The sequence below is a fragment of the Chitinimonas sp. genome, from assembly GCF_041904975.1.
In the GTDB taxonomy this organism is placed as follows: Bacteria; Pseudomonadota; Gammaproteobacteria; order Burkholderiales; family Chitinimonadaceae; genus Chitinimonas.
In genome coordinates this window covers 1-14,815 of sequence record NZ_JAYRLZ010000093.1, presented here as the reverse complement: position 1 = coordinate 14,815, position 14,815 = coordinate 1, and the positions used below count along the sequence as shown (strand labels likewise).

The following is a 14,815-nucleotide window of genomic DNA, read 5'->3' as shown; positions in this document are numbered from 1 at the left end:
ACGAACTAGGCAAGGTTGGAGAGCAAACGGATGACCTGATAATTTCCGCTGACGGTGTTGTGGTCAATGGAAATAGGCGCCTTAGTGCCATGCGCGAGCTTCTGGCTGAAAATGCTACCCGCTATGGGAAGTTTAAAGACATTATTTGCGCCGTTTTGCCGGAGTCGGCAACCTCGGATGAGATACGAAAGTTGGAAATTGGACTCCAAATGCAGCCGGAGACTAAGCTTCCCTATGAGTGGACGGCGCTGGGTAGGGCCGCCCGCGATTTATTGGAAGTCGGGATGTCCGATCAAATGATCGCGGATCTAATGAATCGTGATAAGGGTGATATTTTGCGGGCTATAAAGATGATTGATTCCGCAGATATGTATCTCAGTGATTGGCTGAAGACTCCGGATGAATATGATAAGCTTGAAGAAACGGAGCAAGCCTTTAAGCAGGTGGCTACAAGAAATTGGGAGAAGAAGGATGATCCGGCACTAAGAGAAATTACAAGAAAAGTGGATTTCTTTGTAATTGAACGAAGAGGTGACATCGAAGATCGTGCGTATAAGTTAATAAATTCAATAGAGGATAATCCGACCTTGTTTCTCGATACTCTTGCGGCGGAGTTGGATATTGAGCTTAATGCGGCGCCTCCTGTCGTCGGAACGCAGCACAAGATATCGTTTGATGATGGAGATGACACGTCGCTCATAAGAAAGAACTACGGTCCGATAATTGAACGAATTCTGGCTGTCAGAGGGGATGGCGAGTCCGAAAAATCTACAATTAAAGTAATTGAGGAAGTTTGCCAGGTCGTCTCTGAACAGGGGAAAAATAAAGATAAAGCGGCGCTTAAGTTTGCAAAGAACGCAGAAAGGGCGTTGTTGTCAATTGACATCCAAAGTGCAAATACAGGAACGTATGCTGAAATTCAAGCAACGCTAGAAAAATGCGTCGGTATTGCAAATCGTATTGCCGGCGAAATATCCGCACGTGTCCGGCACTAGGAGTAGCGCAATGAGTGCAATTACGCTGTCCTATGTTAGTGAATTTTCAAGAGGCGTATTTTCCAAGGGTCACGGAGTGCCCAATGGCGCATGGGTACGGCTGAGGAATGCGGCAATTGATCTCGATAATCATGCTTCAATTGCATCGCATATGATTGAGGTCTCATGGCCAACCGCACTGACTGTACTTCGCACATTAGCTCCACTTCAAGGGCAATTAGGGTTTGACTTTGATACGGATGAAACATCCGCTGAACGTGTTGCGCAATTTATGCGCGACTACAAGGCGGTTCGAAGCGCTAGCGGAAAATTGTCAGCTACGCTATCGGCGGCAGAGATAGAAAGCCGCCTCGCCGCAGTTGGTTGGAACTCAGCAACGCATGGGCTGAAGTCATATCAAGTACAGAACTTGCAATCGCTTTTAGCACTTGCAAACGGGGCAAATTTCTCTGTGCCGGGCGCGGGCAAGACCACGGTTTCGTTTGCTCTACATCTGCTGCTGCGTGAAAACTACTCGAAGCTAATCATTGTTGCGCCAAGGAATGCATTTCCTGCATGGGAGTCCGTCGTAGATGAATGTTTGAATCCGAATGCGCCAAAAGATACGAGAGAGCAATTTCTTGTTCTCTCCGGGGGGGAGGCTCGAATTGAAGAGGCACTGCGCCAAGAGAGCAATAGATTTATCATTTCATATGATCAATTGGTTCGCGTAGATTCCTTAATAGAGCAGTATATGGTGCTACATCGGACGCATTTGATACTCGATGAATCACATCGGATGAAGGCAGGCGCCATGTCGCTCCGCGGATTAGCCTTGCTCCGGATGGGGCATTTGGCTAACCGAAGGGACATATTATCAGGGACGCCGATGCCACAAAGTAGCGCTGACTTACAGTCGCAATTGGATTTTCTCCATCCGGGTATTGGATTGGGATCCAGAATTTCTACTGGAGAAGCTCCGAGATCAGTCTTGGGAAATTTGTATGTGCGAACCACGAAGAAAGACCTTGGCCTCCCCGATCGAAAGAGGAAATTTATCCAGGTTAGCCTGACAGATGCTCATTTAGCATTTTATGCAGTCTTGAAAGAAGACTTTCACGCGCAGGCTAGTGCGCTACGGCGCGGCTCTGGTGCTATCGCTTTGATAAATGCCCGTCGTTCGGTAGTTAGGCTTCTTCAGGCTGCGGTAAATCCTGAGCTAGTGGTCGATAGCTTGCAAGACAGTGTAGATCAAAAAAAGGCTGGCTTGCTGAGAGCAGTAATAAGTGAAGGGCCATCCAATAGAGTCCTTGAAGCCGTATCTCTTGCTGAAAATCTAGTTGCAAGTGGAAAGAAGGTGCTTATTTGGACAATTTTTACCTCCACTATCAATCAGCTAAAAAATCTGCTGGCTCACATGCAGCCCGCATTGATTTACGGACAGATCGGAATGGGTTCCGATGATGATGATGATACCAGGCAAGGGCAAATTAGACGTTTTAAGAGTGATCCGGCTTGTAAAGTAATGATTGCCAATCCGGCCGCAGCCTCCGAAGGGATAAGTTTGCATTTGCATTGCCATGATGCCATATACGTCGATAGAAGTTATAACGCCACCCACTTCCTGCAGTCCATTGATCGTATACACCGTCTAGGGCTACCATTGAATGTCGAAACGACTGTTTTTGTACTACAAAACAAGCTACCACCCAGCGTAGGTTCAATTGATCTATCTGTCAGTCGGAGATTGGCGACAAAAATACGGAACATGGAAATGTTGTTGGCCGATCCCGATTTGCACGAATTGGCGCTGGATGAGGAATCGGCGCCGGGGGCTATTGAGCAGTATATCGACGCAAAAGATATTGAAGACCTAGTTGCGGAGCTTGAAGGAAAAGTTGCCGCAACGGAAGACGAAGAATTCATCTAAGCTATGAGCGAAATTACGAGTTCACTGCTTCGCCCATCAGTGATAGGCGGCTTGGTAAAGTTGCGCCGTGAATTGACTTTACGCCCAGAGCTGAGCTTGGAACAGGCAAGCCGTCTATTGCTTGGTACATACGCGAATAGCGGATTTGACTTCCAGGGCGCAGCAGCATTGCATGGAATTGTACCTGGCGGCGATAACAATGCTCCTGAGGTGTTTCGCCATGCAGTTGAGGCAGTCGTCAAAGTCATTAACCCACCTTGGCTTGAGCTGCTTTGTAGGGGGCGAGAAGTTCTCTTTGCAGCGGTTGACGTTGATCTACAGGCTTGCTTTGAGAGGGCTGGAGCCATGGATGCGCTTCCTGTCAAGGAAGTCGTCGAATGGTTGGATCGACTTACGATATATGCTTACTCCTCCAGGAATATGCGCTTGTTGGCTAATGGGCGAACAGCCGAAAGGTTTACGTATGAAGCCGAGCTAAAGCGATTAGCTATGCTTGCTGACGCTCCTGAGCCTCAGTGGATTGCACTAAATGATTGCACCGCAGGTTACGACATTTTGTCTTATACATATTCCAACGGGGTTTTTTCATCAAAATTCATTGAGGTGAAGTCAAGTCAAAAATGGCCGGTTGAAATACATATATCACGCAACGAATGGGAAGTTGCGCTGAAATTCGGGCGGGCATATGTCTTTTGCGTTTGGCACATGCCATCCAAAACCATAAAAGAATACTCGTTGGATGACATGCGTCCGCACATGCCGAGTGACAACGGAAGTGGATGTTGGGAGTCGGCTTGTGTTGTGATTTATATCGACTCGCACCACACGGAAGTTTTATAATACAGCACGAGTAGTTACGCCATCCATTAATCCGTGAAAATAGAAAATTAATCAAGATCCCGCTGGTCGGATACTAAAGAAAATAGTAGATCTACCTGCGACATTAAGGATAAAATGGCACTAGAAAATCAACCAGTTGAGGTAGGTGAAGTGAAAGTTTACAAATTGCCGAGTCCTGCGGTTCAATATATTCAGGATGTATCTAATAAGGCTGCTATTTTCCATGGTGATTGCCTAAAGCTATTGAAGGCGCTGCCATCCAATAGTATTGATCTTGTCGTCACATCGCCGCCATATTGCATTGGTAAGGAATATGAGAAGGGCATGGATATTGAGAGCTTTAAACGCTTGCATTCTTTGGTCCTTCCTGAGGTTGCACGAGTGCTTAAAGATGGTGGTAGTATGTGCTGGGAGGTTGGATATCATGTTAACGCAGCGACAATTCTCCCGCTCGATTTTGTTGTTCACGATTTGGTCTCGAAAATTCCGGTGATGCAACTAAGAAATAGGATTATTTGGGCATATGGGCATGGCTTGCATACTGAGACCAGATTTAGTGGTCGACATGAGACCATTCTTTGGTACACAAAGGGTAATCAGTACAAATTTGATTTGGACCCTGTGCGTGTTCCACAAAAATATCCTGGAAAGACACACTACAAGGGTCCAAAAAAGGGAGAGCCGAGTGGAAATCCGTTAGGAAAGAATCCATCCGATGTATGGGACGACATTCCTAACGTCAAAGCAAATCATGTTGAGAAAACCGCACACCCATGTCAGTTTCCGGTGGCGTTGGCTGAACGACTGATTCTCTCTCTCGCGCCAGAGGGGGGCGTTGTACTTGATCCGTTCTCAGGCGTCTCGTCTACCGGCGTGGCTTCCATTCGATGCGGCTGCCGATATATCGGGGCTGAATTATCTGCTAGCTATGTCAAGATTGCAGAAGAAAGGCTGAAGGCCGCGTTAGAAGGAAGTGAGCGAGTACGTGAGCTGAATAAGCCTATTTTCACTCCGGAGCCAGGAAGCAAGGTTGCTACCGCACCGTCGCATTTTGTCGGTGCGCAGAGTACGCTGCTTGCCACCGACCACTTCTGTGGGGCAAAGGCAGCAGAACCCTTAGATCGGGTACCGGCCTCAGAGTTACCTGGTTTTCCTCCACATGCCTAGCGTATTTGGCATTTGTTCCTGATGCGCCTATGAATGCAGCTGTTGTGTGACTGTAGGCCCGTACCTGTTGTTGAACAACGTAGAGTGACGACGAAGGCCTGATACCAATCTGGAGCAGCCTTGAAGTCACGCAGTAGCCAGTTGTACCGAAGGGCGTGCAGTTGCCATGCCATCCGTATGCGGCTCGGCCATCTGCCTACCAACCACCATGCCAGCCCCAGTGCCCAGTGCCGCTTAGCTACATCACAGCTCTCGATTGCTAGTCTGCCGACTACCGTAGTCTGACTTTCCTGCCCTGTTCTTTCCGCAACATACCCCGCCAGCCTTCGGTTCGCGCTGCCGCTTAGCAGCAGCTTGGCCGCCTGGTGCAGTACCGCTAGCTTGCCGTAATCGAACCGCGTGGATGACGGTGCGCCGTGGTCGACCAGGCGCAGCGCCTTCGTCCAAGACTGGAAGGTGCATTCGCTCCACCGATCGATCGGTTCGACTTCCGCTTGGCGATAGTCGAAGCCGCACGACCAGCAATTACTGAGTGGTGCGGTGCTCGTGATGTCGGGGTGTCCCAACTCGATGCGGTGGTAGGCAACACCCTGCCCGCATTGCGGACAGCGGTCGAGCAGCATGCAGTCGTGTTTGGGACAGTAGGTGTAGAAAGCCACGCGCCAGGCCAGCCGAAAGTAGGGCTCGGCATCCTCAGCCAGGCAGCGCGGGCAGAACTGTATGCCATGGCCAAGCCGCTTCCGGTGGTACATCTTTAGCGGCAATATCCACCGCAACTGGCCGGCTATGTTCGCATGCTCGAATAGTTTGCAGCGATAGCTCAACAAGGTGGTCTGCCAGGCTCGCTGGAGCGGCGTTCCGGTCCTTGCGCTCATGGTCTCTACTAGCCATGCTGGGGCGAGCCGGTCGATGTCCCGGTTCCAAACCTGCCTGTCGTTGCCGAATGTCAGCCGGCAGAACGTCTGCACTTTCAGCCCATTGGCGTGGGCGACGCGCACCAGCCATGACGACAGCAGCTCGCCACGGTAGGGGTGTGGGTGCGCCGGCCAAAGTTGATCACCGTCCATGTCAGTGGACTCGATCGATCTGCCGCTTGCGATCGGATGGCGAGGTCCAGTAGATCCGGTCGAGCACCTTACAGTCGATTCGCTCGGTACCGGATTCGACGGCGCAGACGGCGGCTTTCGTCATTATTTGGGAAAGTTCGCCGATGTAGCCTTCGCTCATCGAAAACAAGCGGCCTGCCAACATTGTGTCGTGCAGGCTGGACGCTTCCCGCAGGGGTAGCATGCGCTCGAAGCTGGCGAGCAAACGCAGGAAATCATTATCAAGCTCCCACCGGGGCAGCAAAGCTGGCTCGAAGCGGTTGGCAAGCTGCGGATCGGTTTGCAGTGCCCGGAAGGCATCGCGGGTGCCGGCTGCGACGATGGGAACTTGCAACTCGTTGCCGAGGAACTTCAGTACGTTCAGGAAGGCGCGCTGACGATTCATGTTGCCGGCGAGGACATGATGTATTTCGTCGATGACCAGCATCTTCAACCCAACGTAGCGCAACAGTTTGATAACCTGGAGCTGCTTCTTGTCGACCCGATCGTTTGGCTTGTACGGGGCAAACAGCAGCTCAAGAATGGCGTTGTAGAAGCGGCCTTCGTCGGGTACCGGCGGCGCTTGGATGCACAGCACCGGCACGTTTATGCCGTCGCCGCCGGGATTGTCATCAGCTGGGTGCTTCGCGCAGAAGCGATGAATAAGCATGGTCTTGCCGTTGTTGGTATCGCCGACGATCAACAGGTTCGGCATGCGGTGCGACTTGGGGTAGGCCAGCAGGTCTTCGAGCTTGGCCAGGACTTCCTTGGCGCGCGGATAGCCAATCCAGCGCGGTGAGCGAATGCGCTCGATGCGCGCGCTGTCGTCGAGGTCGAGTAGCTTGGCGGTCGCTTCGGTCAGGTGATCGATGCTCATCCCATGTTATCCAGATCGTCGAACGGTTGGATGCTTGGCGGGGTGGTAAGCGGAACGTCGTCGGCCACTGCCACCGACGGGGCAACTCCAACGCGAGGTTTCGGTGCTTCGAGGCCCATCTTGCGCCGCTGCTGAGCGCGGCGAGCCGCGGCGGTTTTCCCCTGAGCCGAGCGTTCTATCTCGCGCATGCGCTCGTAGGCTTCGAAGATGGCGCGTTCGTCGACGTGCTGACGACCTTCTGTTTTGGCTGCCTTCTTCGCCTCGCGCAGTTCCCAGACGCTGATAGGCGGGTGCGAGGTATCGCGGTAGGGGATCGCGTAGTATTGGCTAATCTCAGGGTCGTAGAACCAAATCACGCTGATGTCGCGCGGATCGGACCTGAACATGAATTTGCGTTTGTACTTCGGCTTTTGCGGGTCCGGTGTGTTGATCCATCGGCGCAGCACATCGCTGTAGTAGTGAATGTCGTCGATCACGACGCCGTCGTCGCGGACTGCCCGTTCCTCGAACGGCATCAGATCGAGCCGCAGTCGGTCCTCGTCTTGAATGCGCGCTGGCAACCCTACGCCAGGCCGGCTGTTGTCGCCGAAAATGCCCTTGCGGTACATGGCCAGCGGCGGCATGCCGATGCCTGAGTGCATGCGCTGGTGGTAGACCTTGGCGATGTAAGTGGTTAGCCATTCTTCGAATTCGGACAAGGTGAGCGTGGCTTTACCCTTCGAGTCGTAATCACCGCGCTCCTTCACGTTGGAGAACGTCGTGCCCGGTAAGGTCTTGATCTCGGTCGACAGCGTGCCGAGCAGCCGTTCGATGTGTGCACCGAAATGCGGTCGAGCTACCGGCCGCCACTCGATATCGATGCCGTACTGCTTGCAGGCGCGTGCCAGCATCTGGCCGCGGAATTCGCGTGCATTGTCCATATGCAGCTTCCGCGGCAGCCCGTAGCATGGCCAGGTTCCATCGATGCCGCGCTTAGCCAGCCACGCGTCCTTCGGCAGAATGGCGTGGGCGAGGCACAGCCCGGTGGACAATGCTCCGGGTGGGTCGAAGGACACGTAGAATCCCGCCACCATGCGGCTGAACACGTCGATGGCCAGGGTGATCCACGGCCGCCCGATCGGGCGCCGGTGTATGTCGTCGACGAGGATGAGGTCGAGCTTGGTGTGGTCGATCTGGACGACGGCGAGCGGCGCGTCCGCGCCCGGGAAGCTGCCCTCGACTGGCGAGAATTCGTGCTCCGCCACCTTACGGCCCTGGCGCTTGGCCACGGTCATTTCGGCCGGTAAGGTCTTCAGTCGGTTGCGAACGGTATTTTCGTGCGGCGGCGCGATACCGGCGGCGGTGCAGCGGCGCCCAACCTCCTTGCAGATCCACTGCTTGGACTTCTTCTGCATGGTCAGGTATTCGGTCTTGATGACGTCTTCGATGATCGCCTCGATCTCGGCCTGCAGCTTGGTCGCGCCCTTGTCCTTACGCTGTAGCTTGGGGAGTAGGGCCGTTACGAGTCCGTCCGACTCGTAGGCCTTGAGCCACTTGTATAGTGTGTTGGCGTGCAGGCCGAATTCGCCGGCGCGAGCCACCACCTGCTTGCGCGTGCGCCTGCGCTGGCCGAGCAGCGGCAGGATGATCGCTTTGCGGCGCTCGGCCTCCGACCAGTCGGATTCGTCGACCGATAGCAAGTCCGGTCGGGGCGCTACAGGCAGGGGCTTGACCATTTGCAGATCGGCGAGCTTAGCGCGCACCACCTGCTTGGTTTCGAGATCGCGCAGCAGCACCTCGTCGAAGTCCACGGCTTGCGCGATACTGTGGGGCCGCCCGAGGAACAACACCTCTGCGCCCGGTGCGAAGGACATTTGTGCCGAAGTAGTCATGCGGGCAAGCTCCAGATCGGCGATGTCATGGTCAACTTCTCGTTCAGGTCGGCGCCGATTTGGCGCGTCCCGACCAGGTACCATAGCGTCGGGATCAGTGCGGCCCGGTGCCATTCGTCCTGAAAGCAGGCTGCCAGTAGCTCGGTCGGCGTAGTGCGATGCAACTCGGCTAGGCGGTCGACGAGCAAGGCCATATGCGCTTCTTCCGCTGGCCCCTGCCGCACGAACGGCAATAGGAAGGTCGCGTTGTCGAGATAGGGCGTACGGATCTCGACCTCGGTAACGATCTTGAAGCGCCAGCCCTGTTGCCGCGCGTAACGGATCGCAACCTTGAACTTCTGGCGCAGCTCGGTCCAGTCGGCGTGCAGGTCGCTGCGGTACTTCACTTCATACAGCACGGTACGGCGTGGCAGACCGTGCGGCTTGAATGTTGCCAGCACGTCTGGCGTGTAGGTCCGCGCGCGACTCTTGTCGTCTGTCCAATCGAGCTTGATCGGCTGCACCTCGAAGCGCTCGACGGCCTGGTCAAACTCCAGCAGCGCAATGAAGTCGCGCTCCAGCGTAGACTCGAACATGGCGTCGCCCTCCGCCTTGGCATGGGCGGCGACGCCGGTGACGTTGCGGTAGTTCTTGGGTATCTTGCGGACTGGCATCGTTCCCTCTTTTGCTACACGATACGCTCGCGGGCGCAGAGGGAATTATGGAGGCGACGGACGTTCAGTCGCGCAGATCGTTGTGGAAACGGCCGATTTGGTGCTTCTAGTACAACAGAGCGATGTAAGTGTCAGTCTGATCATCTCTAACCGGCAAGACCTGCAACGCAAAGGCGCAATGAGCGCATAGGGACGCAAAGGAAAACCAGGAAACACCAGAATTGGAGCAGGTCGTGCGCAGCTTCAATCCTTCGCGTCTTTCTTGGCCTTGCCTTTTTCTGCGTCCCTTTGCGCCCCTGCGTTGAAGCTTCTTGATCGAGTTGATACCACTTCAACGCAGAGGGGCGTTTGCCGCCTTATTTGCTACCGCTGGCCGTACCGGCCGATTTCAGCAGCGCATCTTGCCGGGCTTTGAATTCCGAGCTGGCGTTGAATAGCGGGCGCTCCTTGCCATCAGCGAGGCGGCGGCCTACCTGGTACAGCAGCTCCATATCCTGCGCGCCACCTTCCATGGTCCAGTCCGGCCGCACGATATCCGATGGCTTGTGGTAATCGTTGGCAATGTATTGCTCGATCTTCTTCAGGCCATAGCCGGCCGGCTGGTCGATATAGTCGATGCCGCCCCAGATATACAGCGAAGGCACGCCCGCTTTCACCAGCTCGAAGTGGTCGGCGCGGAAATAGCCACCGTTTTCCGGCTTGGCCTCAGGCTTGATCACTCGCCCTTGCTGCTGGGCAGCTTCGGTCGCCATTGCCTCGATATTGGTGTGGCCGGCGCCCACAATCACCACATCGCGGGTTTTGCCATAGCTGTTGATGCCATCGATATTCAGATCGGCCACTGTTTTGTTGAGCGGATACAGCGGGTTGGCCGCATAGTAGGCGGCGCCGAGCAAGCCAGCCTCTTCAGCGGTGGTAGCCATGAACAGCACGCTGCGCTTGGGGCGCTGGCCGGCCGTGGTGGCATCCTGGTAGGCGCGGGCCAACTCCAGCAAGGCGGCGGTGCCGGAAGCATTGTCCGATGCGCCGTGGTAGATATCGTTGCCACGGCGGCCCAGGTGATCCCAGTGGGCGGTGTAGAGCAGCCATTCATCCTTGGCTGCCGCGTCGCTGCCCTCCAGCTTGGCCACGACATTGGCCGACTCGATATTGCGCAGGGTCTGGTCGATGGTGAAGCTGGCACTGCCCTTGAGCGGCACCGGGCGGAAATCCGGCCGGATGGCGGCTTTTTTCAGCTTGTCAAAATTCTGGCCGCAGTCGCGGAACAGGATTTTGGCGTGATCGAGGCGCATCCAGGAGCGCACCGCCACATCGCCAGCATTGCCATCGCTGGATTTGATGGTGAAGTTTTCGTGCGAGTTGCTGTTGACCACCACGATCCACGGGTAAGCCGCCGGAACCGTTTCATGGATGATGATGGCGCCAGCCGCGCCTTTCTGGGCGGCGATCTCGTACTTATAGGTCCAGCGGCCGTAGTAGCTCATCGCCTTGCCCTTGAAGCGCTTGTCATCGAGCTTGCCCGGGTCTTTCGGATCGACCACCTGCGGATCGTTGATCAGCATGACGATGGTTTTGCCGCGCACATCCACGCCCTTGTAGTCATCCCAGCCATATTCCGGTGCGACTACCCCATAGCCGACAAATACCAGGTCGGAGTCCTTGACCTCGACACGCGGTTTGGCGTGGGTGGAGAACGCTACATAGTCCACCGGCGCATCGAGCTTGAGCTTGGCGGCGCAGCCGGCAAAGCTCACCTTGGGCTGGCTGTTGATGCCGAGCAGGGGCACTTTCTGGATATAGCTGCCATCCGGATTGCCCGGCTGCAGGCCCATCGCCTTGAACTGCTCGGTGATGTAATTGACCGAGGCAGTTTCGCCGGCCGTGCCGGGGCCGCGGCCTTCAAAAGCATCCGAGCTCAGCACGGTGGTGTGCTTGAGCAGAGCGTCAGGGCGGATCAATGGCTCGGCGGCACTTGTATAGCCCAGGCTTGCGGGAAGCAGTACCAGGCTTGAGAGCGCTAGGCGTAGCGGGGAGGGCAGGTGAGGCGACATGCAGATATTCTCCAGCGGCAAATTGGCAAAGTCAGCGCAAGGCCCCGGGGAGTCGGGCGAAGCAGCAGGCAGCCATGCTGGCATATATCAGCAAACGCTACATCTTTTGTGCAAGTGCCGTGGCGCAGGTGAAACACGCTGCCAGCATGGCCTTAAGCCATGCTTGCCGGTTTTCTTGGGCTATATTGACCCGATCGGGGCCAACAGGCCGGGTATACGACAACGTACAGCAGGGAGGCCATGGCGCAATGGGCAAACAGGTACTGATCGTCGATGACAGCCGGGTTTCACGCATGCTGGTTCGCGCCTATCTGGAAGAGCGACGGCCGGATTGGCAATTCTTTGAAGCCGGCAATGGTGACGATGCGATCAAGCTGGCCGAGCAGCAGCCTATCGATCTGGTCACAATGGATGTCAATATGCCCGGCATGTCGGGGCTGGCGGCGGGTGAGCGGATCTTGCAGCTGCGGCCCCAGGCCGATGTGATGGTGCTGACCGCCATTGTACAAAGCAGTGTGCATCAGCGTGCCGAGGCGTTGGGCATGCGCTTTCTGCAAAAGCCGATAACTGAGGCGACCATCGATCGGCTGCTTGAACTGGTGGGTTACTGATGTCTGAATTTTTGTCGCCACTGCAGCACGATGCACTGTGCGAGATCTTCAATATCAGCGTAGGTCAGTCAGCTGCCGCCATGAGTGGGCTGGTGGGCGAGGAAGTCAGCTTGTCGGTGCCGACCATGCGCTTTTGCGCCTTGTCTGCTCTCAATAGCCGGGCTGGTGTTGACCAGTGGCGGCGGGTGGATGTGGTGCGCCAGCATTTTCGCGGCAGCTTCGAGGGCGAAGCGTTGCTGATGTTTCCCAATGATGATGGCGTTGAGCTGGCGCGCATGCTGGTAGCCGGCGTCGGCGATACCAAGATTGCTTTCGAGGCGTTGTCGGGCGATGCGATGGCCGAGATCGGCAATATCATCCTCAATGCCTGCCTGTCTGCCCTGGCTGATCTGATGGGCGAGGAATTCGAGTACGAGCTGCCCATGCTCAGCAGCGGCAGTGTCATGGAAGTGCTGCTGCAAAGAACGGGTGATCTCGAGCATCCGGTATTATTCCTGCAAATCCAGTTTTTGCTGGAATCGCACCGTCTGGAGGGATTCATGGCCTTTGTCATGGACGTGGTCTCGCTGGACGCCCTGCGCATGGGGGTTGACCGTTTTCTCGGCCACCTCGGCGCGCCGAATTCCGAACCGTGAAGCCATGAATCTGCTACACCCCAGTGAATTGTCGATGACCGTCCTGATGACGCCCGATATGGCCAATTTTTCCGGCAATGTCCACGGTGGCGCCATACTTAAATTGCTCGATCAGGTCGCCTATGCCTGTGCCAGCCGCTATGCCGCCTCTTATGTGGTGACGCTGTCGGTGGATCAGGTCACTTTTGCCCAGCCCATCCATGTCGGTGAGCTGGTGACCTTTCTGGCTTCGGTCAACTATACCGGTCGCAGTTCGATGGAAATCGGCATCAAGGTGGTCGCCGAGCACGTCACCCAAGGGGTGATACGCCATACCAATAGCTGCTTTTTCACCATGGTGGCGGTGGACGATGCAGGCCGCTCTAAAGCGGTGCCGCCTTTGCAGCTGCAAACCGACGAGCAACAGCGGCGCTGGCGTGAAGCCGAGTTACGTCGTGCCCATCGGCTTGAATATGCCGAACAGCGCGAAGCGCTCAAACAGCAGGCGCTTGTGAATTCGGCGGGTGCTTAGCCGGCATGGCAGGGCGTCAATTCGTCCTGCGCGCAAGGCTGCACACCGATGACCGGCAATCGTGCACCCGGGTCCTGGCGGTAAAACTGGCGCAGTTGTTCGTACACCGCCGGATATTCACGATGCAGCAAATGCGGCAGTTCGAAGAAGTATTCCGATAGCACTGCAAAAAATTCCGCCGGGTCCTGCGCGCCATAGGGGTCGATCGACACCGGCAGGCCCTGATACAGCCGGTTGCGGAAGTCGGCATAGGCGCGCTCGAAGGCGCGGTTCCACGCCTTGCGGCTCATATCGGCGTGCAATGGCGGAAAGCAGTTTGGCCGGCCATTGAGCATGTCGAGCTTGTGCGCGCATTCATGAATCACCACATTGCGGCCATCGAGCCATGGCCCTTGTTCCACATCGGGCAGTGAAAGCAGCAGGGGTCCGTCGCTTCTGGCCATGCCGATCACCGGCTGGCCGGCTTCGTGTACCAGGCCGTATTCATCGGTCCACTGTGTCGGGCTGACAAAGGCGGCCGGGTAGACAATCACCTCGCTCCAGGCATCGTAAGCCTTGTCTTCGAGATTCATGATGGGCAGGCAGGCTTGCGCGGCTATCACCAGCCGTTGCGACTCCGTCAGCGTCAGCTCATGGGTGCCTTCCACATATTTGTGGCGCAGGAAGTGGCGCATGCGTGTTTCCAGGCGCGCCCATTCTTCGTCGGACAGGCCATGCAGTAGCGGCATGGCCCGGCCAATGGCCGGCCAGAGCGGGCTTGCCAGTGGGTCGGGTTGGGTGAGTTTGCGCAAAAATTCAAACATGGCAGTGGCCGCGAAGTAGTTCGATAAGCACTAGATGCCGGCCAGTCTTGCCAAACACAAGGGGCAGGATACGAACGGTAGGGCTACACTGATCAGGCCCTTTTCCCCACAGGAGTTGCGTGATGCGTTTCGTATTCCTTGTTTCAGGCTGCATGCTGGCGGCGTCGGCCTTGGCCGCACCTCAGGCCACGCCCGGCCAATGGTCGATTACCGCCACCATGCATATGGACGGCAAGATGAAGATGGATATGCCGCCCACTACGGTGAAGATCTGCCTGAAGCCCGAAGATGTCAAAGATCCGGCCAAGCAGGGTTTCATGGGTGGCCCCAATGGCCAGATGAACCCCGATTGCAAGAAGGTCGATACCAGCTTCAGCGGCAATACCATGAAGTTCCATATGCGCTGCGAAGGCAAGCATGCCAGCGATATCAGCGGCGAAGTGACCTATGGCAACGATAGCTATCAGGGCCGCACGGTCATCGATGCCGAAACCGGGCAGGGCAAGATGCATATGACCAATGAATTCACCGCCAAGCGGCTTGGCGACTGCTGAAGTCGGATTTGGCCGGCTGTTGATTGACTAGGCGTGGCCCGCTGCCAAGGCGGGCTCGCCGCACACGCGGCTTGCGCAGGGCGCCGTATCGGGCTTGGCGAAATCAGGAATGGGCGACTGCCTGATCGCTTGTCAGCTTTGGCAAGGCGAGCGGATGGCCGATGGTTTGCCAGGTGACGATTTTCAATTCGCCGTCCATGGTTTCCACCAGAGCGGTGAGGCTTTCCACCCAGTCGCCGTCATTGCAATACAG

13 protein-coding genes and 1 pseudogene are annotated in these 14,815 nt (G+C 55.9%); 8 read left to right on the top strand and 6 right to left on the bottom strand.

Going from position 1 to position 14,815, the window contains the following annotated elements; genetic code table 11:
• From ACE3OH_RS10705 to ACE3OH_RS10690, 4 genes and pseudogenes are all read left to right on the top strand, one after another.
• Positions 1-995, top strand: a pseudogene (locus ACE3OH_RS10705) (hypothetical protein); the annotation flags it as partial.
• Positions 996-1,005: 10 nt separating this feature from the next.
• A complete protein-coding gene (locus ACE3OH_RS10700) occupies positions 1,006-2,904 on the top strand; it encodes an SNF2-related protein (protein ID WP_374351890.1) in 1,899 nt (632 codons plus the stop codon).
• 3 nt (positions 2,905-2,907) lie between these two features.
• The gene (locus ACE3OH_RS10695; protein ID WP_374351887.1) at positions 2,908-3,744 is read left to right on the top strand and encodes a DUF3883 domain-containing protein; all 837 of its coding nucleotides are present in this window, start codon (positions 2,908-2,910) and stop codon (positions 3,742-3,744) included.
• A gap of 114 nt (positions 3,745-3,858) precedes the next feature.
• A complete protein-coding gene (locus ACE3OH_RS10690; protein WP_374351884.1) occupies positions 3,859-4,911 on the top strand; it encodes a site-specific DNA-methyltransferase in 1,053 nt (350 codons plus the stop codon).
• Here the strand turns inward: ACE3OH_RS10690 and ACE3OH_RS10685 are convergent.
• The 5 genes from ACE3OH_RS10685 to ACE3OH_RS10665 form a co-directional block, all read right to left on the bottom strand.
• Complete coding sequence (locus ACE3OH_RS10685) at positions 4,908-5,978, bottom strand: TniQ family protein (RefSeq protein WP_374351880.1); 1,071 nt, start codon at positions 5,976-5,978, stop codon at positions 4,908-4,910. The two genes, ACE3OH_RS10690 and ACE3OH_RS10685, sit on opposite strands and share 4 nt — an antisense overlap.
• A gap of 1 nt (position 5,979) precedes the next feature.
• Positions 5,980-6,873 carry a TniB family NTP-binding protein gene (locus ACE3OH_RS10680; RefSeq protein WP_374351877.1) on the bottom strand — a complete coding sequence of 298 codons (894 nt, stop codon included), beginning with the start codon at positions 6,871-6,873 and terminating at the stop codon, positions 5,980-5,982.
• Positions 6,870-8,744 carry a Mu transposase C-terminal domain-containing protein gene (locus ACE3OH_RS10675; RefSeq protein ID WP_374351874.1) on the bottom strand — a complete coding sequence of 625 codons (1,875 nt, stop codon included), beginning with the start codon at positions 8,742-8,744 and terminating at the stop codon, positions 6,870-6,872. The genes ACE3OH_RS10680 and ACE3OH_RS10675 overlap by 4 nt, the downstream gene beginning before the upstream one ends.
• The gene (locus tag ACE3OH_RS10670) at positions 8,741-9,397 is read right to left on the bottom strand and encodes a TnsA endonuclease N-terminal domain-containing protein (RefSeq protein ID WP_374351871.1); all 657 of its coding nucleotides are present in this window, start codon (positions 9,395-9,397) and stop codon (positions 8,741-8,743) included. Before ACE3OH_RS10670 ends, ACE3OH_RS10675 begins: the two co-directional genes overlap by 4 nt.
• 356 nt (positions 9,398-9,753) lie before the next feature.
• Positions 9,754-11,448: a M28 family peptidase gene (locus ACE3OH_RS10665; RefSeq protein ID WP_374351868.1), complete on the bottom strand. Its 1,695-nt coding sequence runs from the start codon at positions 11,446-11,448 to the stop codon at positions 9,754-9,756.
• A 248-nt stretch (positions 11,449-11,696) separates the two neighbouring features.
• On the opposite strand from ACE3OH_RS10665, the gene ACE3OH_RS10660 reads away from it, so the two are divergent.
• Genes ACE3OH_RS10660 through ACE3OH_RS10650 form a run of 3 tightly spaced genes read left to right on the top strand, consistent with a single transcriptional unit; the run spans position 11,697 to position 13,205 of the window.
• A complete protein-coding gene (locus tag ACE3OH_RS10660) occupies positions 11,697-12,059 on the top strand; it encodes a response regulator transcription factor (RefSeq protein ID WP_374351865.1) in 363 nt (120 codons plus the stop codon).
• Entirely contained in the window at positions 12,059-12,694 is a 636-nt protein-coding gene (locus ACE3OH_RS10655; RefSeq protein ID WP_374351862.1) for a chemotaxis protein CheX, read from the top strand. Before ACE3OH_RS10660 ends, ACE3OH_RS10655 begins: the two co-directional genes overlap by 1 nt.
• Positions 12,695-12,698: 4 nt before the next feature.
• The gene (locus ACE3OH_RS10650) at positions 12,699-13,205 is read left to right on the top strand and encodes an acyl-CoA thioesterase (RefSeq protein WP_374351859.1); all 507 of its coding nucleotides are present in this window, start codon (positions 12,699-12,701) and stop codon (positions 13,203-13,205) included.
• On the opposite strand, the gene ACE3OH_RS10645 is transcribed toward ACE3OH_RS10650, so the two are convergent.
• Positions 13,202-14,008, bottom strand: a complete 807-nt coding sequence (locus tag ACE3OH_RS10645; RefSeq protein WP_374351856.1) for a zinc-dependent peptidase — start codon at positions 14,006-14,008, stop codon at positions 13,202-13,204. The genes ACE3OH_RS10650 and ACE3OH_RS10645 overlap by 4 nt on opposite strands.
• Positions 14,009-14,130: 122 nt before the next feature.
• Here ACE3OH_RS10645 and ACE3OH_RS10640 point away from each other — a divergent pair, with 122 nt between their 5' ends.
• The gene (locus ACE3OH_RS10640) at positions 14,131-14,562 is read left to right on the top strand and encodes a DUF3617 domain-containing protein (RefSeq protein WP_374351852.1); all 432 of its coding nucleotides are present in this window, start codon (positions 14,131-14,133) and stop codon (positions 14,560-14,562) included.
• Positions 14,563-14,815 lie beyond the last annotated feature (253 nt).

Excerpts from the sequence above, each read along its gene's own strand:
- ACE3OH_RS10700 (WP_374351890.1), top strand. The coding sequence starts at position 1,006 with ATGAGTGCAATTACGCTGTCCTATGTTAGTGAATTTTCAAGAGGCGTA.
- ACE3OH_RS10695 (WP_374351887.1), top strand. The coding sequence starts at position 2,908 with ATGAGCGAAATTACGAGTTCACTGCTTCGCCCATCAGTGATAGGCGGC.
- ACE3OH_RS10690 (WP_374351884.1), top strand. The coding sequence starts at position 3,859 with ATGGCACTAGAAAATCAACCAGTTGAGGTAGGTGAAGTGAAAGTTTAC.
- ACE3OH_RS10685 (WP_374351880.1), bottom strand. The coding sequence starts at position 5,978 with ATGGACGGTGATCAACTTTGGCCGGCGCACCCACACCCCTACCGTGGC.
- ACE3OH_RS10680 (WP_374351877.1), bottom strand. The coding sequence starts at position 6,873 with ATGAGCATCGATCACCTGACCGAAGCGACCGCCAAGCTACTCGACCTC.
- ACE3OH_RS10675 (WP_374351874.1), bottom strand. The coding sequence starts at position 8,744 with ATGACTACTTCGGCACAAATGTCCTTCGCACCGGGCGCAGAGGTGTTG.
- ACE3OH_RS10670 (WP_374351871.1), bottom strand. The coding sequence starts at position 9,397 with ATGCCAGTCCGCAAGATACCCAAGAACTACCGCAACGTCACCGGCGTC.
- ACE3OH_RS10665 (WP_374351868.1), bottom strand. The coding sequence starts at position 11,448 with ATGTCGCCTCACCTGCCCTCCCCGCTACGCCTAGCGCTCTCAAGCCTG.
- ACE3OH_RS10660 (WP_374351865.1), top strand. The coding sequence starts at position 11,697 with ATGGGCAAACAGGTACTGATCGTCGATGACAGCCGGGTTTCACGCATG.
- ACE3OH_RS10655 (WP_374351862.1), top strand. The coding sequence starts at position 12,059 with ATGTCTGAATTTTTGTCGCCACTGCAGCACGATGCACTGTGCGAGATC.
- ACE3OH_RS10650 (WP_374351859.1), top strand. The coding sequence starts at position 12,699 with ATGAATCTGCTACACCCCAGTGAATTGTCGATGACCGTCCTGATGACG.
- ACE3OH_RS10645 (WP_374351856.1), bottom strand. The coding sequence starts at position 14,008 with ATGTTTGAATTTTTGCGCAAACTCACCCAACCCGACCCACTGGCAAGC.
- ACE3OH_RS10640 (WP_374351852.1), top strand. The coding sequence starts at position 14,131 with ATGCGTTTCGTATTCCTTGTTTCAGGCTGCATGCTGGCGGCGTCGGCC.